The sequence below is a fragment of the Brevibacillus sp. NPDC058079 genome (genome assembly GCF_042885155.1).
Classification (GTDB): Bacteria; Bacillota; Bacilli; order Brevibacillales; family Brevibacillaceae; genus Brevibacillus.
In genome coordinates, this window is record NZ_JBHVSO010000003.1 from 1 (window position 1) to 17,995 (window position 17,995).

Below are 17,995 nucleotides of genomic sequence, written 5' to 3' on the forward strand. Positions count from 1 at the left end.
AAGAAGAATTGAGGAATATATCCATTTTTACAACGAAGAACGTCTTCAACTGAAATTAAAAAAACTGACGCCTAGTGAATTTAGACGTCAGTTAGTGGCCTAACGGCCAGGGTGCCTGAAATCCACTTATCATCTAAAATTACAGACCTAGCTTTGATTGGAGCAATTGTTTGTTTCGCTTTTGTTTATCTTTGTTGGAGAGCCAAGAGCAATTGATTACCTTTAACCACGATTTCTATTTTAGAACGTGGTTATTTTTATTTCTCTCAGCTCTACAAAAGAAATATTGTGTTAATTACTGTAATCTCAGTTTCTAGTAGAACTACAACTCTTTTCCTTCAGATAAGTCAATTTTTGTCGGAAACAAACACTATAAATTGAGAAATATGAGTTGTAAGATTAAGTTGCCCATTGTAAAAACTTTCTTATCCGTTGATGGAACGCCGTATGCGATGAAAGTCGCCTGCACGGTGTAGGCTCGAATGAAAACCCTCAATGGAAGGGAATAAGTCGAGAATAGCTTGAATAAACCACCTGTAACTTATCCTGATGTAAATGGAATCTTATTCAGGACGGAGGGTCCTGCTAATGCGGGAGGGATTGCAATTAGCTTGACAAGTGGGGAGTTCCTTGACCCAAACGGAGACACGCTTACCTATACATTTGTATCGGATGATCCTAGGTATACAATTTCCGTTTTTCCCACTTATGCACTTGCGACTTTTCCCCAAAACCCAAAACCAAATATCGGAGACATAACAACTATTACAGTTACCGCTAACGACGGTAAAGGTGGTATAGCTTCAGGTAAATGGGTAATCAAGATTATTGAATAGAATATCTAAATTTCCATCGACGAACCTCTAGGGCAACCTAGAGGTTTTCTTTATTTCTCTTTTGTAAATACTATCCAGTCAAAAGTTTATTAACTTTCTGCCCATTGCTTAAAAAACTCAAGTATTTCATTGAGATTTTTCGGACCACCAAATGCCTCAAAGTATCCATCTTTCAATCTGCAACGTACCCAATCATTCTCGGTTCTTTCTACAACGTAATTCTCAAAAGGTCTTCTATTCTCCAAGAGTGTATCCTTTAGATTGACCTTTATATACCACCCTGGATTATCAAGAGTAGAGATCCTTATTCCATAACTATGCTCCCAGTCTCCATCGCAATTGGATGAGTAATAATTTTCTAACCACTTTATTATCTCCATTTTTAAATCCATCCCTTCCAAGATATTTCACACATTTAACCGTGATCGCATTTCCTTACCTTTTTTGTCACTTGGCATTTTTCCTGCTTTACATAGGTAATGTTTTGTAAAGAACATCCTACCCCACTGCGCCTGCAGTTTTTATGTCCATTTTTGTCACTTGCAAGCACTCGTCCAGTCAAGAGGTAAATTTTATTAATAAGTTATCTTAGATCGTTTTAAAGGAGGAAGTACCTCATGAAAAAGAAGAAATCTAATTCTAAGAAATTCGAGAAAGTAAAAGGTCACTTGGTGAGTTATCAACCATATGAATCATCTGGGCAATATGAATCATATAGGCAATATCAATCACGAGCTAGACGTTGTTTCCCGTGTTGCTGGGATGATGACTGCGGTTTATGTTGCCCTACCCGCCCACCAGTATGACCATCCTCTAAGATACCACGATCGTTTTCTTAAAAGAGAATGTCCAAGTATAATTCCAACACTAATTTTGGACTTCATGGACACTCCTTCATTATTCAAGGAGTGTTTTTTTATTTTCTTATTTATCAAATCGATTGTTTTGTTAAACTCCGTAAACATAATCACAGAAAGTTATAACTTTAGTTAGCAGCCTGTAGAAATTGAGTGGCGTAACATTATATTTGCCCGTTGTAAAACAATCCTTCTTATTCGCTGATGGAACGCCGTGTGCGATGAAAGTCGCCCGCACGGCGTAGGCTCGAACGAAAACCCTCAAGAGAAGGGAATAAGTCGAGAATAGCTATGAATTGGTTACCAGACCTAATGTCATTCCTCAAGTAGATGGGCTTTCGGCGAACCTAGTTAATCAAATAGTTAGGTTGGGAGAGTATACGTATTGGCCGTATACTACTTCCTCGAACGATTTGAAATTGATTGTCGTCGCATTTGATTCCAACAATCAGGAAGTCAAACGCTGGGAAGTACCGGGTTATCGGTATGCGATCGATATTGGTATCGATAACCAAAATAAAACAGTGGTGTTCTACATGTGGCAAAGGGTTGGAAACTATCCAACCGGCTCCTATCCTGTTACTTTTGGCTGGGATCAATTACAGATTGACTAGTCTAGATAAGGAATGGAAATGGCTCGGTATGAAATTCAATGTTTTTCCCATCAGCTGCCCTCGGATTAACCCGAGGGTATTTTTTATCGCCGGAAGGTCTGCATTCAGAACCCCTCCAATTCAACAAAACGTGTGGTTTGTTATTCCATGCCTTTCCATTTTTTAAACATCCTAACTTTAGTTAGGTCACTAAGGACAAGAGAATTAGTAAAATCTAATTGCCCATTGTAAAACTTTGTATTCTTATTCGGCTGATGGAACGCCGTGTGCGATGAAAGTCGCTCGCACGGTGTAGGCTCGTTATAAAGCCATAAGGTATAAGACGAGAATAGCCAAGGCAAGAATCTTGAGTACGTAAGATTATTTGATACGCGTATTGGCTTCGATGATTCTGAGTATTATGGGAGTATCACAAGTGTAAAATTGTATTCTGTCGAAGGAGCAGTGATTAATGAAATAAAGTCATTAAATGAAGAGTGGCCAGGTGGATACGACTACTACGATCCTGGTAGTGGAAAGGAGAAAACAATTGATATTTCTCCGTATTTATTTCCACAATCCAAAACTTATCAGGTTGTAATAAAGGCAAATGGATATGCTGATCTGGTTCTTACAATAGTAGGGCCAGTAGGGGCATAATCTTAATTCCAATTCTTCACAAAGCTTAGAATCCCAAAAGGGTCTGCCTCAAAAGGCAGTCTCTTTCTTTTTGGGCATAGGGGTCAAACACTTCAGTTCAGCAACCCTTTCACTTTTACCGTTGTGTTAAGCAGCCACTTTTATAGCAGCTTGGCAGTTCGCTATTGGTATAGACTTGCACTCCGAGTATTCGATGAAAATATAGTTTGGATTGAAGACAAATTACCCTAACGGACAGGATAGATTTATTCACTTCACGAATACCTTATTATGGGAATCGCAGTACGAAAATTAAGTGAAACTGCAAACAACCAGATTAGGAGGTCACCAAATGAAGAAGCCAGTAATAACTTTCTTTTTAGCCATGATTCCGAGTATAGCTACCATACTTTTATTGCTCGATTACTTTCCTTATACAGGTCTTGGTAGAATTGTAAGTATTCCAATAACATTAATTTTAAATATTGCTATTTTGTTATTTTCTCTGCTTTTCACTCAAAAATTAAAATCAAGAGAATCCAAAAGTTTTATTTGGATTGCAGCCATAACAATAAGCGTGTTGGTTGCAATTCTATTGCATCCACAAGAATACTTACCTAGCGTTTTAACGCAACTTCGAGAACTAATTTTTCCTGTAGCGCCTCAATGAAAAGCGAGAACGTTTCTGGCATCCTCGCTGGGTCGTTTGCTAGAATGCTATTAATTTTCTGCCTAATCTCTTCCTTGTTGGTTTCGTATCTGACCGCGTTTTGCTACACATCTTCGTCAAACTGACTTGGGTTAAACTCGTACTTACTTGCGCCCATTGCAGATGATTTTCTTGCCATATGACACTTCCTAACTATTAAGTTAAAAAATCCGTGTCACCCAATCTGTTAATATGATTGAAACTATTTGTTAACTTGTCCGTCTACGTTATAAAAGAAACTGATTGGAGATGTGGACAAATGCCATATATCAACCTTCAAATTACAAAAGGTGCAACCCGTGATCAAAAGGCTCAGATTGTGAAAGAGTTCACTGAAACTCTTGTTAACGTTCTTGGCAAAAAACCTGAATATACTCACATCGTTATTGAAGAGATTGATGATGAAAATTGGGGGTTCTCCGGTATTCTTACTGACGACTTCAGAAAACAATAGGTAGTTTTCAACCGCCCGGCTTTTTGCCGGGTTTTTTCATTCTAATGATGGTCAATATACCAAGTACACATTAAGTTAACTACTTACTACACAGTCATTATCAAGTTTGGCAGTACTTTATCAGAATTAAATGCATGAGATGATCTCATACTATACTTAGGAGGTGTTTAGATGAGCTGTAGTATAAGACATCCAGAGGATTGTGTACGTAAAGTACTACCAATAGTTCTACCAATAGTCCTACCGTTTGATCCCAATAATTTCGATCCCAGTAAAATAATCGAGCCGTTTTTAAACGATGATGTTCCTAACCCTTTCCCCTTCCCTATTGAGCCCATGCGTAAATTGTATGAGGACTTACCTCGTGATCAGCGAATACTGGTGGATCAATTTAAAATCTCAATTGAGAATCTTGGAATTAAACAAGAACATTGGATGGCCAATGCCTTACTAAAAACACATGAACTTATGAATGAATTCGACACAGATCACCAAGCTATAGCAAACAATTTGGCGGATCATTTAGCGAATTCTTACAAGGAAGATGCACGGGAAGTAGGGAAATTCATTGTTTGTACAGTTGTTGTTAGGGCAGCATTACTTCTTGTAGCTGTAGCCATAGCCCCAGAAGCACCTACTTTATCAGTTCTTATACTTGAGTCTGCCACCACTTTTTCGGCAGGTGCTTGTTTGGCTGCTTTCCCTGATGCGGCACCTTGAATTTTCTACCCAAGCCTTTTGGTTTGGGTATTTTTTTAATGAGCACTATGTTAATGTCGGCTTGATACCGTGTTGTTCTTCAAGTTGCTGATAATGCAAGCGATCTTCCATTATGCTAAGTTCGTCTGCTACTTCGCCTTGTCCATTCTTCCTGAGAAAAGTACGAATAGCCCATTTTTCCTTTTCCTCAAGAGTGAGGTAGAATGACGATCCATTTTCTCTAATCATTTCCCTTCCTCCTTATCTCCCTGAGCATTTTGTTAAATGAGCCCCTCGTTATGAAGTCCCGTCACAAAGCAATATGGAATGTCATCCTGCGCCCATTTGTGTTCGTCGTAGAAGTCCTTGGCGATCTGAACCACCCGTTTCAACGGAACCCCCATCCAAATCACGGTTCCTGGTATAGCCTCGGCAATGATGTCATACGACCTCTCTGATAACCCAAAACCGAATATCTCTTGGAACAACTCATGAAGTCCGACACATTTTTCTAGAAATGCCTCTTCATGTATCCGTTCGTAATAGGCATCGGCTTCACTAATAATCGCACTCGCGCGTGTGTTAACCTTGCTAATCGCATCCCCGGTGATGTGGCAATATACTTCGGATGCTGTATTCATCACCATTTGGTAATCTGATAGCTCTCTCTTCACCTGATCGAGATTAATGGAGCCGTCCTGATTGGTGCAGATATCTTTCCAAAACTCTTCCCAATTTTTCTCATAATCTGGTTCTTCCCTCATCGTCCCGCCTCCATCAATTTAAGATTGGGCTGTTAAGCAGAAATTGATCTCCGTTTCCAATTAGCTTTAATCCGTTTTTTTGCTCGGTTCAAGTATTCATCAAAGCAATGAATGAGTCTCTGTTCAACTCTGTCGCAAAATGCATCTTTTGTGTCAAACGCTTTTGGAACACTGATCGTCATTCCGCAAAGTGCATCAGTTATTCTGCCGTTATGGTAGAAAAATCTGTATCCCTTTATTTCAAAAGCAAGCTCTGCTTCAGTTTCGGTAAAAAATACCTCACCTGTTATGTCACCACGCACTCTCAACTTGATCCGCTCAATGCAACCGTGTCCTCTCACAAATTTCACCGCCTATTTAACAAAATTGAGCTTGTGTAACTACAAGCTAAAGTTGTCTACTGCTTCATCCATCAAGTCCTGATTGATACCGATGTACCGCAAGGTGATTTGAGGATGACTGTGATTAAAGATCATCTGCAAGGTAGCAATATCTCTTGTCCGCTTATAGAAGAAGTACCCGAACGTCTTCCGCATTGTGTGGAAGCCAATCTCCGTCAGCCCCAATATGGCAGCCGTTCCATTGATGATTTGATACGATCGCACTCGAGTAATTGGCTGCGGGCGCTTGGTTGATGCAAATAGGTACTCATCTGGTCCTTTTCCTGCAATGTACCTTGTTATTTCTTCCCGCAAATCGGCATTCAGTTTGAACTTCTTTCGTTTCTTCGTCTTCTTCTCGTTGATAAGCAGATGACTTTTCCCTTTTACATCTCGTACTTTCAAAGGCAACAGATCAGAGATTCGCAATCCTGTGTTGATACCCATCACGAATAAAAAGTAGTTCCGGTCCGATTGCTGTATAAGGAGTTTTTTCATTCCTTCAATCATTGCTTGGTCACGTATCGGCCAACGAAATTCATGCGATTCCCTCCCTAGTGCGATATGATTGAAAAAAGGAGTGTTTCGTATTGAAAAGTCGTTTTACTATTCGGTGCCTTGGTCTGATGTTGGTTATTTGAAAGAGACTCTACAAGCTATCGAAATACCTTTTGTGATAGAGCAATCATCTGATCGACTGGTACTAGCCCCAGGTGAAGTTGCTATCGTTTTCCCGGACATGAATGTTAGGATTTATAATCACATCCGGGAGTTATTTGACGGTCATGGTCGGGCTTATCCAAGATAACTCTTACGTTTCATAGCCCTGTCTGTCGTAATGCTCATGCCGATAATGCGTTCTTTCGGTCGAGGCTTTGGTATTAAATCTAGCCTCTTTCGTTCTTCCTCGGTCATTGGTCTGGTAATGCACACCGCCTCATCCCTTTTTCTTGCTCTCATATCAGTTCCAAATCTGCTTGGAGCTCTATGAAATCTGCTCATCTTCCACACTCTCCCTTTACCTAAGCTCATGCAGCTTCATTGCCCAAAAGCTTGTCCACAAGTAGGAGATAATCAAGTGCAGCACGCTTGGTCGTATTATAGTTTGTGGACTGGTCAGACGTAAATTACTAGGTATCTTATGACTAACCAGGATGTCAGCCTAAGAACTTTTCTGCTTACCTATACATGCCAACGAAGATGCTACGTGATGTGGCCATCTCTTACGACCAGCCGGTGGACATTGAGTTTGCGTATTATCGCTTGTCCCTAATCTTTCCTGAGAAAGCTGATGCTGTTGCGCGTTCTAAAGGTGGGTCTGGCTATATAAAGTGGCTAACAAATGGAAATTAAATACCAGATGATAGATTATCAAGCGTTTATGGAAAGTTTAGGAATTTACTAAGAAGGGAATATGAGTATAAGTACCTACAGTATATTCTTCTTATAAAGATTTGAAGGCAACTATTATTTGTTTTTTGAAGAGTTTCTGTATTATCGGCTTATCCTTGATTTTCCTAGAGAATGCCGAAGTAGTTGCACTGTAAAAGGCTAGGTCTAGGTTCATATGTATAAGAAAATCTTAATAGTGAGGCGTTTCAAGTGGAATTAACCCTAATAGTAATTATCACTGTTGTATTAGTTTCTAGTTATTTTTTCAATTACAACAAAAAAGGAGAACGTGTTGGTTCTTTAACAATCATTGTTACACTTGTTGCCCTATATGCAATATTAAACCCATTCTTAATCAAATTGTTTTATGGAATCTCAGCCCCAGAACTGTTAGGGCAAACTGGAGACTGGCTTGGTGGATCTAGTGTCCCTCTTCTTACCTTCGCATCATTCATTCTATTAATCGCAACTTTTTCAACACAAAAGAAGGAACTTGAGTTAACAAATGAATCACTTAATAAGCAACAAACAGAAATGGAATTGACCAGACTGACCCAAGAAAAACAAAGGGTTGAAAGTGCAATATTTCATGGGATCTCATTACATAATGAAATCGTGAATTCGATGGAGTTCATAGAACACGATGAACATTTCGACATGAACGAAGGTAAAAAAACACAATATTCAGTCACCTATAGAGGAAGAAACGTAATAAAAGAACTTTATTCAGTCTTAAGATCCAGATTATCCTTTGACTTAGGGAAAATAACAATTGAATATAGGCATTTACAAATTAAAAGTAAGTACAAACTTTGGTACGAAAAGAACGAACATTATATAGGACATTATTATCGTAATCTTTACCATCTTTTTAAAATGATTGACAACTCCATCCTAGATCCAAAAGAGAAAGAAAAGTACGCTGATATTGTCAGAGCACAGCTCTCATCTGCTGAATTGTTGCTACTTTTTTACAATGCTATTTCATTCTCAGAAAACAATAACTTCATTCCACATATCCATCGTTATAACATCCTCAAGCACATTAATAAGAGATTGTTAGCAACATCTTCTGATAAAAAATTGTTAAAATTACATTTCAACCTTTGACTAATATGACTTTATTGTTCTTTTGATCTGAAATAATAACATCATTTAGATACTTGAAAGGTTGAATGGGATGACTAGCACCGAATTATTGAATTTGTTTGATAAACTAGGTTTGCCAACCTATATTACAAGTGCAGTAGTTATTGTCTTGTTTATGATTTACAAATTTGATATTTTAACACTCTTTTCAGCCAGTAGCGTCGAGTTAAAATTACTCAATAAAGAGCAACGGATCACTAATAAAGTTTTCAGTTTTATTCTTACAAACATGATGCTTTCTTTACTCACATGTCTTTTGGTTATCGCATATATCGAATACGACATAATGCTGTTAGGCACTATGAATCAAATTATTGTTAGTTTCCTTTTTATTCTATCTGCAACACATGGTAGTCTCGCTTACATAATAACGGAGACCCCAACCTGGAACAGGCTAAAGAACAATAAAACTTTCCGTAAGATTAGTTTAGTCTTGGTTTTTTTGACATTTCCATATTTAAGTCTAATAATTGCTCCTATTACTGCCCAAACTGTCCATCTAAAGGGTTTAAGTATTAATATCATTTTAACTATGTACTTAGCTGCAAACATTCTCACACCACTATATTTAATCTATTTCATAATAATAAACAGGATGATGGTCCCCAAAAAGCTTTATTACATAGAACTAAACGCTGCAATTCCACCTTTAATTATTGCTGCTAATTCGTCACCAACAGTTCAAATGGAGAAATGGTACTTAATCCATCCACTTAATAAAGATCAACTGTTACTTGCCGCAAATCCGGATTTGACTGTTGCAAAAAAAGTAAAACTGATTACTAAAAGTGAACTCGCTCAATATGTGATTAAGGTTGAATAAAGCACAACACTTAGTATCGAAATAGAAATTTCAAAAATAGAAAAAGATTAAACGAATACTAAACTTTTTTAGCAGTTTAAAGGGACCATTTAGGTCCCCTTCTTCATATGACTACATCCATAAGCTCCCCTTTTGACTTTAATATCTCATTCTCAATACAACGCGCAGCATACGTAGCCAGCTTGGTGCCCTTATCCACCTGATAACTCTCGATTGCTTTGATCAGGCCGATGGTACCGATGGAAATCAGATCTTCACTGTCCTCACCTGTGTTCTCGAATTTCTTCACAATATGCGCCACCAAACGCAAATTGTGCTCAATCAGCTTGTTGCGGGCGTAAGGGTCGCCTTTGGCCATGAGTCGGAGGTACTTTTCTTCTTCGGTGTCCTGAAGCGGTTGCGGGAAGGCATTGTTCTTGACATAAGCCACGAAAACAAGAAGTTCTTTAAAAACAAGGGAAAGCGCCGCGATAATGCTGGACATGGCTGCCACCTCCACGTCTGGAATAGCTTACTTCTATCCATATGTGGGCGGTCGCCTATGCGTGCCTGTACGCAGGGAGTTGTTGTCGATTAATTCACTGTTGCTTGTATGGTAAAGGATTCACATTTGTGAATATAGAGTGAGGCTTAGAAAAAATGAGATATTTTGGTAAAATGAACAAAACGAACGATTGGAGTGATCACCCATGCTAGAATTTGGCGCTGTGTCGATCGAATGGGGTACTGTACTCTTTCAGCTCTTTATCTTCTTCATGCCTTTAGCACTTGTCATTGCCTGCTCCTTGTTCATCGTGAAACGCACGGCAACCAAGCAAAAAGCCATCGAGGAGCTGGAAAAACGCGTCGCAGCACTCGAGCAAGAAATAAAGCGTCCGAAATCATAACGGACGCTTAGCTTTTTCCCCTATTCAAATAAAGCCATCATCTCTTCGTCTTCTCTCTCTCGTGCTATATCGTAAGGTGTTTGCCCCTCCATGTCCTTTTTGTTAGGATTCGCACCTTTAGCCAGCAGTAACTCTACCACATCCACACGCTCCTCGCCATCCGCTACCTGCGTGTGCAGCGGGGTACTTCCATCATGAGCGCTGGCATGTATGTCTGCACCGTGCGCGATGAGCGCCTCTGCGACCTCTGGATAGAGCGCGATATGCAACGGGGTAATACCCTCATCGTTTTTCGCATGGACATCGGCTCCCTGTGCGACCAAATACGCAATGAGGTCAACATCGTCTGTCATCACAGCGCCATGCAGTACGGAAAACTCATACTCATCCTTCTCATGCAGCAATTCCGGCTGTTTCGTGACGATCTTTTTTACGAGCTCAATGTCTCCCAATTCAGCTGCATCATATAAATCTGCGAAATGGTAAGCCATATCTGTCTCTCCTTTCTTAGGCATTCCTCCCTGCTCCTTACCGCTCCTCTGTCTCAAATACAAGTTTGGCGAGCAGGACAACCGGTGCATCTTTTTCTTGCCCGCCCTCAGTGAGATTGAACAATTTTTCGTTAATCGGACCGTACCGCGATTCATTGCCGTACAGCAAAATGACATGTGGGTACTTGCCAATCTCCTCTGTTAACTGTTTGATTCTTTTCTATCCAGTGTTGCATTCATCGCATATTCGTTTTCCAAATACGTGAAAAAGTCCGCTCTTGTCTCTGCATCCTGTACCTCATGCACTTCAAAAAAGTCTTCGTCCACCCATTCAAGGCCAGACGCTGTTAAAAAGCCAGACGGTATCACATCCCCGTCCTCATCGTAAACCGGAGTCAGAAAATCTGCTAGTTCATCAGAAGACTGTAAAGCTGCTCCCCATACCGTTACCACATTTCTCATTGTCTTTCCCCCTCGCTCCATTCCCCTTGCACAAACACGGGTCAGTCCCTCTTCATCTAATGCTTTGCTGTTTCCAAGGAAGAGCGAATGCGATCTACACGCTCCTTTTCCTTGCGCAGAATGGCTTTTTCGTACGCTACATCCAACAACCGATTGATTTCTTGCCAATTCGCTTCACCAGAAGGAGACTCACCACTCGTCAGCATTTTCCCCCAAGCACTTAACGCAATCTGCCGTTGTGCTTCATTTCCGTCCAGCCAACGAATCAGATCACCCCATTGTGGACGTGACATCGCGAAAAGCTCATCCCAGCCTTCAATCGGGTACGCCACATGCGGTTCCATCCACAAAATGACTCCTCGGGCGCGAAAGTGATGCAAATGACTGTTGGCAGCATATCCTACCAGACATTCTTTTCTGGCAACGACTTCGTCCATCTCAGCCAAAACTCGTTGCAAGCCTTCTTCTTCCGGCAAACAAGCCCCCGTTACATATGCACGTAGACTCGAGCCTATGCGTTCATAATGTGGCCCGGACTCCCAGAGCGAGCGTACCCAGCTCTCTGCCTTCTTGCCTACTGTCTCGACAATGAGCTGGCACCAGAGCAGCAGATTGCTTGATGAGGTTTCCTGCTCGATTTGCGCTACCCATTTATGCAAAATCGGCTCCCAATCGTACTGAGCAAATGCTTCTTGGATACGTGAATCTCCCGTACCATGCATTTTGGCAAACAAGACCAGCTTCTCGAAATCTTGTGTTGCCTCTTCAAACGTTAGCGTCCGATAGGTTTGCAGCCATTCTTTCCACTCCTGTGCGATTTGCCCCTCAACATCGAGTCCCTCTGCACCTGCGAGCGCTTCATAATTCCAGCACTCTGCCCCAATACAGCCGAGCTCCGTGACTCGCTCTACGAACTCTGTAAAGCTTTTGCCGAGTAGTAGGAATTCGTCTGTCTCATGCCCCCAAGAATAGACGGGTGGGTCATCCGCGCCCGTCGACAAATCGATGAGCAGCATGTCGCCATTCCCGCCAACGTGAAAACAGAGATACCTTTTCTCGTCCTCACTCTCTTCGTCTCCACCAAAGTACGGCCACTCAAATGCATCCAATGACCATCCCAAATCTCCACTGAGTGAAAAAGGATCTAACGCTCGAGATGGCAACGACCAATTTATTTGAACTTGACTGCTGCCCGCAAGCAAAATTGTCCGGATCGTCGCAGGAAAGCTGACCCCGAGACTCTCCTCTCTTCTTTCGATTTCTTCCAGCCCAGCCGGTGGTTCTATAGTGAGCGGCCAAACCTGGGCACCTTGACGCTCCATATCATGCATAAGTAACTTCCACGCTTCAAACCACTTTTCCATTCGCTGCTGCATTGGCATAACGACCTCTCTCGTTTGTCGTTTTCTATCTTACGAATTCTATTTCTATTTTCTTTATCTAAAATTCGATTTCATATCCTACTAAAGGACCAATTATATCCATTTTTTTCATGGTAAAATTATCTACAAAGTCTCGAATTTTACCGATACTTGTAGAAAAAACACGGAAATGAGGACCTAGCTGATGACCACCATTGGAATTGATTTGGGCACGACGAACAGTCTGGTGGCCTACTGGACTGAGAATGGACCCGTGCTCATTCCAAACGCGCTCGGAGAAACACTGACTCCTTCTGTGGTCAGCGTCGATGAGAACGGCGAGATCTTGATTGGAAAAATCGCCAGAGAGCGCCTCTTGACTCACCCAGATCGTACTGCTTCTACCTTCAAACGATTTATGGGGACAGAAAAAAGATACCAACTGGGAAGATATTCCCTTTCTGCCGAAGACCTTTCCTCCTTTGTGATTAAATCTTTGAAGGCGGACGCTGAGGCTCATTTCGGGTACCCCGTTCACGAAGCGGTTATCAGTGTACCTGCTTATTTCAACGACACACAACGCAAAGCAACGAAACGAGCGGCAGAGCTTGCTGGACTGAAAGTAGAGCGTTTGATCAGCGAACCGACTGCCGCCGCGATCTCATATGGGCTCCATCAAGAGGAATCCGAGACACAATTCCTCGTATTCGATTTAGGTGGCGGAACGTTTGACGTTTCTATTTTGGAAATGTTCGAAGGTGTGATGGAAGTAAAATCAATCGCTGGAGACAACTTTTTGGGCGGCGAAGACTTTACCGATCTGATTGCCTCTTATTTTATAGAAGCCCATCGACTCGATTTCAACACACTGGACAGCAAAACGCGTTCTTCCATCCACAAACAAGCTGAGTTGTGCAAGCGCGCCTTGTTTTCCGAGCAAGAAGGGAAAATGAGTGTCAATATCCAGGGAGAGCTGGTTGAAACGACCCTCAGCCGGAATCAGCTGGAAGATCTCGCGTTTCCTCTGCTTCAACGACTACGTCAGCCCATCGAGCGTGCTTTGCGAGACGCATCCATCTCCCCTCGGGAACTGGACGCAATCGTGCTTATTGGCGGTGCGACACGGATGCCGCTTATCAAATCCATCGTGAGCAAAATATTTGGGCGACTGCCCTATTCCCATATTAATCCCGATGAGGCTGTTGCATTGGGAACAGCGATTCAAGCAGCACTCAAGGAACGCAACGAGGCGTTAAACGAGCTTGTTTTGACCGATGTTTGCCCATACACACTCGGTACGGGTATTGTACAAACCATGGCAAACGGCAAACACGAGGATGGCTACTTCTTTCCGATCATCGAGCGCAATACGCCAATCCCGGTTAGCCGGGTAGAACGGCTATACACCGTAGTCGATTTTCAACGCTCCATTCTCGTTGACGTGTATCAAGGGGAAAGCCGACGCGTCGAACATAACCTCAAGCTTGGCGAATTGAATGTAAAAGTTCCCCCTGCCAAAAAGGGCGAGGAATCTATCGATGTTCGTTATACATATGACATCAACGGGATTCTGGAAGTCGAAGTGACTGTCGTCTCTACAGGAGTCAAAAGCACGGCCGTCATCGAAAAAAATCCGGGCAGCCTATCAAAAAAAGAAATTGAGGAGCGTTTTCAGGCCCTTCAAAATATTAAGATCCACCCCAGAGAGCGAACCGAAAATCGATTACTTCTGGCAAAAGGCGAGCGTATGTATGAGGAAGCGTTGGGCGAAGACCGCATGATCATTGCGAATTACTTACGCCGCTTCGAAAGTGTCCTCTCTACCCAAAATGAAAGAGACATCGCCAAAGCAGCAGAGGAATTGAAGCAGCAGCTGGACATGTTTGAAGGGTGGAATGAGTATTAATGGGGATTTGGGAGATTCTCGGGATTGAACCGACGGACAATCCTGCCCAGATAAAAAAAGCTTATGCCAAAAAGTTGAAGGTGCACAATCCGGAAGTTGATCCTGAAGGCTTTCAGCGATTGCGAGAGGCGTATGACCTCGCCCTAAAGTACACACGCAATACCAAGCGGAATCGTATGTTCGAAGAAACGCCCCTACCTGAAAGAAGACAGACGAGACAACTGGATGAAGGCGAGAATCATGAATCGGAAGAAGAATCGGTTCCCCTTCAACCGCCACGGCAGCGCTATGAGCTGGCGAATACCGATTCCGAAGAAGAGGCGATTCACCTCCAGCCGCCGAGACGTCTTTACGAGCTGTGGCATTCTGAACCAGTAGAAGAAGAGCAGCCTAACTTCGATCCACCGCAGCGGCTCACACTGTTTGACAGGTTTTTAGAGGAAACAACGCAAGAAGTACTCTTGCAAGAAGAAATCCCCATTCCCAAGCGGTACGATTTCACGGAGAGCTACGATCATTCCGAGCGCTCCATGAACCCCGATGATATGGTGGAGCGTTTTTTCCACCGTACACAAGAGTTGTACGATAACTATCACGAACGAATCCAGCTTGAGAACTGGCGTGAGTTGCTGAATGACGAGGCCATGTGGAATGTCGGCTGCCATCAACTCATCGATACGCAATTTCTCCACTTTTTAGAAGAACACTATCACTTGCCTCACGAGGTGTGGAAGCTGCTCGATTCCCATTTTCAATGGCGGGAGAAATCGGAAAAGCTCGCAAGCCAGCTCTCAGGACGTTTTGTCGCTTACCTGAACGGCCAGCTCAATCAGACCTTCACGCTGCGTTACCACTCTTTTGAGAATCGCGAGGACTTGGATATTGAAGCGTTTCTAGAATGGCGCAGCGATGCGTTATTTGCCCTCATGGAAAATGATTGGGAAACGGCTCAGAGCTATCTGGCAAAAGCCCATGCCCTGTACGCGCTTGACCCCGATTTGATCCGTTTACAGGGCGAATATTTTTTGCGAACCGGGAATAAGAATCGTGCCTTTCATACCTTTGATCAATTAATACGTCTTGATCCAGATAACATCGATGCGTATTTGTATCGTGCCCGGCTTTTCCTTGAAAAAGGGGATGCCGCCGATGCGATCAAAGATTGCGAGGAAATCCTCACTCGCATGCCAGAACTGTGGGACGCTCGTAGCTTGCTGGGGAAAGGTTATCTTCAGCTAGGGGAATGGGAGAAGGCTCAAGAGGTTTTTCAGGAGATGCTTTCGCATAATCCCTCCGATATCGACGCGAAGATATGCCTGACACAAATACAGTCTCCCTTTAACAAGAGGACCGAGCCAACTGCAAACAAGCAAGCCAAAGCCGCTAGGAGAAAAAGCTTCCGCGCACTCGGGCTTCCTGGCAAGTTATCAAGGTTCAAGCAATTTTTTGCTATTTACATGAGACGTAACATTTGGACGATTATTTTTCTCCTTCTGCTCCATTACGCTATGTTTGCTGTTGTATCCATGAAGCTGGAGATGACTTCGGAGCAGATGTTTGACTCCTTGGTCAATCACTTTAAGCCTGTTCAAGTTAAGACGATGGACGAGTTGAAAAAAACTCCGCTTGGCTACCAAGTGGAATTTACATTGACCAAAGCTTCCTATATCAATATGCTCCGCGTCTATGACAAAGAGAAGCATCCCGAGCCAAAAGCCGAATTCATTCCTGCTGCTAATGCCGAAGAGCGAGATCTATTAAACTCTGACACCGGTTATGTAAATGTGGGTTATCTGGATCAACAAGCGATCATTGTCATTACGGACTATGACCATGCCAAAGAAATTCATGACAAACATTCCATTACGATGCGAGGAACGCTCAAGGAGATACCGGATGGTGAGATGTTGCCTGTCATTGTGAATGCTTTGGACAAACGCAAGCATCCGCACACTGCGGTTCTCATGACCGATACGTATATCAATGCCAAGCCTGACTTGGAAGAAAAAGGTTGGACGGGATCATGGCTTCTGGGCATTCTCGCGATGATTTCCATGTTGTATTACATCCGCATCATTCGCGAGATTCCCAAAACTCGCAAAGCATTGACATTCCACTAAAGGAGGCAGAGAGGAATTCCATGACAAAAGAAGCAGAAAACGAAAAAGAGATCGACCCAAAGTTAAGCCGCTACTTGCATGCTCTTTCCTCTGTTTGCTTAAATCAGAAGCGGCTCGCTTATTATTTGGCAATCCACGAATACAACCGCCTGCGCGATACGTTTTTGCGGCTTCGAATTGATAACAGATGGGATACGGGAGATGCTGCGAAAACACAAGAGAGATTGACTTGGTTTTTGGAACATGGGCGAAGAGCTGAATTTGATCAGCATCGCCACGTATTATCCGCACTCAGCGCTGGCAATCGTTCCAACTACATCGCCGCCTTAAAAAAAGGCGACATAGAGTCAGCCCGGCAGTTGATCGTGTACTCGTACATGAACAGACTCCCACATGCAGGCATTGCCGCCTTTGATTACGCTTGGTATCTCATTATTTGCAAAGCAGGCGCCCAGCAGTCCTATCTTCCCAAGGCAGATGCCGTAGAAAGCATGCTGGACGTAGCCAAGCGAATCCAACTCGCTTATTCGAGCTGGGAAGAGTATTTATTTGCGTATGCATGCGGCAATCTATACGACGAAGCAGGCGCGTCCAAAAATACGAGTAAAGCAACCGAAGCTCATATTTTGAAGCTCCTGACGGGTAAGTACAGCCCGATCCGTGAATTTGACTGGAAGTTTGATCTCACACCTTACCTGTCCTCACCTCAAGTAGAAAGCGTGCCCTCTTTTAGCAGCTAAGCGTACGAAAAAACGTTTCCCTCGGACTTTTAGTACTACGTCCAACGGGAAACGTTTTTTGTTCTTGTATCAAGCCCGACAGAGGCCTTCTTACGCCTTTTCCGATATGTCCTTCACCATATGGCTCAATTTATGCCCGCTTACGATCACTGTCCCATCCTCACGATAGCCGAGTGATTCATACAGCTTGCGCGCACGTGGTTTTTCCTCGTCAACGAGCAAAGCGATTCGGTCATGCCCGCGCTGAATCGCTTCTTTTTCAAAGGCATCCAGCAGAAGTGATCCGATCCCCTTCCCTCTGCATGAGGAATCAACCGCGACAGAATCCAAATAAAATTCGTCATCCTTTGCTTCTTTTACAAGCGTAATCGTCTCGCCAGTCAAACGTTGGACATGCTCAACGAAAGGACGATCGAGCACCTCTGTTTGGCTCCCATGATAAAAGAGCGCCAGTCCTACCGGTACATCTCCATCCATGGCAATCACCGCGTTTTCGTAGCTGAGTCGGTTATTTTCCTTCGCAAAAAACGCTTCCATCATGCGAATCGCATCCGCTGCCTCCGTTGCACCTGTCAGCGTATGCGCGATATCTCCAATGGCATCATAAATCAATGGCGCAACAAAAGCTGCATCTGTAGGTTCCGCTTTGCGTATCATGTGTTTCCTCCTTGCGTTTCGAGCATTCGCACGACACGACTCTTTTTGATTCTTTGTCTATCATGCACACTTTCAT

The 17,995-nt window shown here is 42.9% G+C and carries 23 protein-coding genes; 13 read left to right on the plus strand and 10 right to left on the minus strand.

What is annotated here, in order from left to right; all coding sequences use genetic code 11:
- Positions 1 to 7 precede the first annotated feature (7 nt).
- Positions 8 to 103, plus strand: a complete 96-nt coding sequence (locus tag ACFVS2_RS10230) for an IS3 family transposase (RefSeq protein WP_390234495.1) — start codon at positions 8 to 10, stop codon at positions 101 to 103.
- Between the two features lie 418 nt (positions 104 to 521).
- Positions 522 to 836 carry an Ig-like domain-containing protein gene (locus ACFVS2_RS10235; RefSeq protein ID WP_390233495.1) on the plus strand — a complete coding sequence of 105 codons (315 nt, stop codon included), beginning with the start codon at positions 522 to 524 and terminating at the stop codon, positions 834 to 836.
- Between the two features lie 89 nt (positions 837 to 925).
- Here ACFVS2_RS10235 and ACFVS2_RS10240 read toward each other — a convergent pair whose 3' ends face one another.
- A complete protein-coding gene (locus tag ACFVS2_RS10240) occupies positions 926 to 1,228 on the minus strand; it encodes an immunity 53 family protein (protein WP_390234497.1) in 303 nt (100 codons plus the stop codon).
- 761 nt (positions 1,229 to 1,989) lie between these two features.
- Between ACFVS2_RS10240 and ACFVS2_RS10245 the strand changes: the two genes are divergently transcribed.
- From ACFVS2_RS10245 to ACFVS2_RS10265, 5 genes are all read left to right on the plus strand, one after another.
- A complete protein-coding gene (locus ACFVS2_RS10245; protein ID WP_390233498.1) occupies positions 1,990 to 2,307 on the plus strand; it encodes a hypothetical protein in 318 nt (105 codons plus the stop codon).
- 375 nt (positions 2,308 to 2,682) lie between these two features.
- Positions 2,683 to 2,946 carry a hemoblobin-interacting domain-containing protein gene (locus ACFVS2_RS10250; RefSeq protein WP_390234499.1) on the plus strand — a complete coding sequence of 88 codons (264 nt, stop codon included), beginning with the start codon at positions 2,683 to 2,685 and terminating at the stop codon, positions 2,944 to 2,946.
- 331 nt (positions 2,947 to 3,277) lie between these two features.
- Positions 3,278 to 3,595, plus strand: a complete 318-nt coding sequence (locus tag ACFVS2_RS10255; RefSeq protein ID WP_390233500.1) for a hypothetical protein — start codon at positions 3,278 to 3,280, stop codon at positions 3,593 to 3,595.
- A 298-nt stretch (positions 3,596 to 3,893) separates the two neighbouring features.
- Positions 3,894 to 4,088 (plus strand): tautomerase family protein, encoded by a 195-nt coding sequence (locus tag ACFVS2_RS10260; protein ID WP_390233503.1) that lies wholly within the window; start codon positions 3,894 to 3,896, stop codon positions 4,086 to 4,088.
- Positions 4,089 to 4,259: 171 nt separating this feature from the next.
- Positions 4,260 to 4,808, plus strand: a complete 549-nt coding sequence (locus tag ACFVS2_RS10265) for a hypothetical protein (protein ID WP_390233506.1) — start codon at positions 4,260 to 4,262, stop codon at positions 4,806 to 4,808.
- Between the two features lie 45 nt (positions 4,809 to 4,853).
- Here ACFVS2_RS10265 and ACFVS2_RS10270 read toward each other — a convergent pair whose 3' ends face one another.
- From ACFVS2_RS10270 to ACFVS2_RS10285, 4 genes are read right to left on the minus strand one after another with little or no spacing between them, the layout of a single operon-like run.
- On the minus strand, positions 4,854 to 5,036 hold the full coding sequence (locus ACFVS2_RS10270; protein ID WP_390233507.1) for a hypothetical protein: 183 nt from the start codon (positions 5,034 to 5,036) through the stop codon (positions 4,854 to 4,856).
- A gap of 32 nt (positions 5,037 to 5,068) precedes the next feature.
- Positions 5,069 to 5,551 carry a hypothetical protein gene (locus tag ACFVS2_RS10275; protein ID WP_390233509.1) on the minus strand — a complete coding sequence of 161 codons (483 nt, stop codon included), beginning with the start codon at positions 5,549 to 5,551 and terminating at the stop codon, positions 5,069 to 5,071.
- A gap of 32 nt (positions 5,552 to 5,583) precedes the next feature.
- Positions 5,584 to 5,892 (minus strand): hypothetical protein, encoded by a 309-nt coding sequence (locus tag ACFVS2_RS10280; RefSeq protein WP_390233511.1) that lies wholly within the window; start codon positions 5,890 to 5,892, stop codon positions 5,584 to 5,586.
- A gap of 39 nt (positions 5,893 to 5,931) precedes the next feature.
- Complete coding sequence (locus ACFVS2_RS10285) at positions 5,932 to 6,429, minus strand: tyrosine-type recombinase/integrase (RefSeq protein WP_390233513.1); 498 nt, start codon at positions 6,427 to 6,429, stop codon at positions 5,932 to 5,934.
- Between the two features lie 1,104 nt (positions 6,430 to 7,533).
- Here ACFVS2_RS10285 and ACFVS2_RS10290 point away from each other — a divergent pair.
- Positions 7,534 to 8,433, plus strand: a complete 900-nt coding sequence (locus ACFVS2_RS10290; RefSeq protein ID WP_390233516.1) for a putative phage abortive infection protein — start codon at positions 7,534 to 7,536, stop codon at positions 8,431 to 8,433.
- Between the two features lie 70 nt (positions 8,434 to 8,503).
- On the plus strand, positions 8,504 to 9,295 hold the full coding sequence (locus tag ACFVS2_RS10295; protein WP_390233518.1) for a hypothetical protein: 792 nt from the start codon (positions 8,504 to 8,506) through the stop codon (positions 9,293 to 9,295).
- 103 nt (positions 9,296 to 9,398) lie between these two features.
- Here ACFVS2_RS10295 and ACFVS2_RS10300 read toward each other — a convergent pair whose 3' ends face one another.
- Positions 9,399 to 9,779, minus strand: a complete 381-nt coding sequence (locus ACFVS2_RS10300) for a sigma-70 family RNA polymerase sigma factor (RefSeq protein ID WP_390233519.1) — start codon at positions 9,777 to 9,779, stop codon at positions 9,399 to 9,401.
- A gap of 205 nt (positions 9,780 to 9,984) precedes the next feature.
- On the opposite strand from ACFVS2_RS10300, the gene ACFVS2_RS10305 reads away from it, so the two are divergent.
- Positions 9,985 to 10,182 (plus strand): hypothetical protein, encoded by a 198-nt coding sequence (locus ACFVS2_RS10305; RefSeq protein ID WP_390233522.1) that lies wholly within the window; start codon positions 9,985 to 9,987, stop codon positions 10,180 to 10,182.
- Positions 10,183 to 10,202: 20 nt separating this feature from the next.
- Here ACFVS2_RS10305 and ACFVS2_RS10310 read toward each other — a convergent pair whose 3' ends face one another.
- The 3 genes from ACFVS2_RS10310 to ACFVS2_RS10320 all read right to left on the minus strand — a co-directional run bounded on the left by ACFVS2_RS10310 (position 10,203) and on the right by ACFVS2_RS10320 (position 12,517).
- On the minus strand, positions 10,203 to 10,697 hold the full coding sequence (locus tag ACFVS2_RS10310; protein WP_390233524.1) for an ankyrin repeat domain-containing protein: 495 nt from the start codon (positions 10,695 to 10,697) through the stop codon (positions 10,203 to 10,205).
- A 177-nt stretch (positions 10,698 to 10,874) separates the two neighbouring features.
- The gene (locus tag ACFVS2_RS10315; RefSeq protein ID WP_390233526.1) at positions 10,875 to 11,135 is read right to left on the minus strand and encodes an immunity 22 family protein; all 261 of its coding nucleotides are present in this window, start codon (positions 11,133 to 11,135) and stop codon (positions 10,875 to 10,877) included.
- Positions 11,136 to 11,191: 56 nt separating this feature from the next.
- A complete protein-coding gene (locus ACFVS2_RS10320) occupies positions 11,192 to 12,517 on the minus strand; it encodes an SMI1/KNR4 family protein (RefSeq protein ID WP_390233528.1) in 1,326 nt (441 codons plus the stop codon).
- 184 nt (positions 12,518 to 12,701) lie between these two features.
- Between ACFVS2_RS10320 and ACFVS2_RS10325 the strand changes: the two genes are divergently transcribed.
- From ACFVS2_RS10325 to ACFVS2_RS10335, 3 genes are read left to right on the plus strand one after another with little or no spacing between them, the layout of a single operon-like run.
- Entirely contained in the window at positions 12,702 to 14,402 is a 1,701-nt protein-coding gene (locus tag ACFVS2_RS10325) for a molecular chaperone HscC (RefSeq protein ID WP_390233531.1), read from the plus strand.
- Positions 14,402 to 16,522 (plus strand): tetratricopeptide repeat protein, encoded by a 2,121-nt coding sequence (locus ACFVS2_RS10330; RefSeq protein WP_390233534.1) that lies wholly within the window; start codon positions 14,402 to 14,404, stop codon positions 16,520 to 16,522. Before ACFVS2_RS10325 ends, ACFVS2_RS10330 begins: the two co-directional genes overlap by 1 nt.
- Before the next feature lie 20 nt (positions 16,523 to 16,542).
- Positions 16,543 to 17,262 (plus strand): DUF1266 domain-containing protein, encoded by a 720-nt coding sequence (locus ACFVS2_RS10335; RefSeq protein ID WP_390233536.1) that lies wholly within the window; start codon positions 16,543 to 16,545, stop codon positions 17,260 to 17,262.
- 90 nt (positions 17,263 to 17,352) lie between these two features.
- Here the strand turns inward: ACFVS2_RS10335 and ACFVS2_RS10340 are convergent, their stop codons facing one another.
- Positions 17,353 to 17,919, minus strand: a complete 567-nt coding sequence (locus tag ACFVS2_RS10340; RefSeq protein WP_390233538.1) for a GNAT family N-acetyltransferase — start codon at positions 17,917 to 17,919, stop codon at positions 17,353 to 17,355.
- Positions 17,920 to 17,995: the final 76 nt, after the last annotated feature.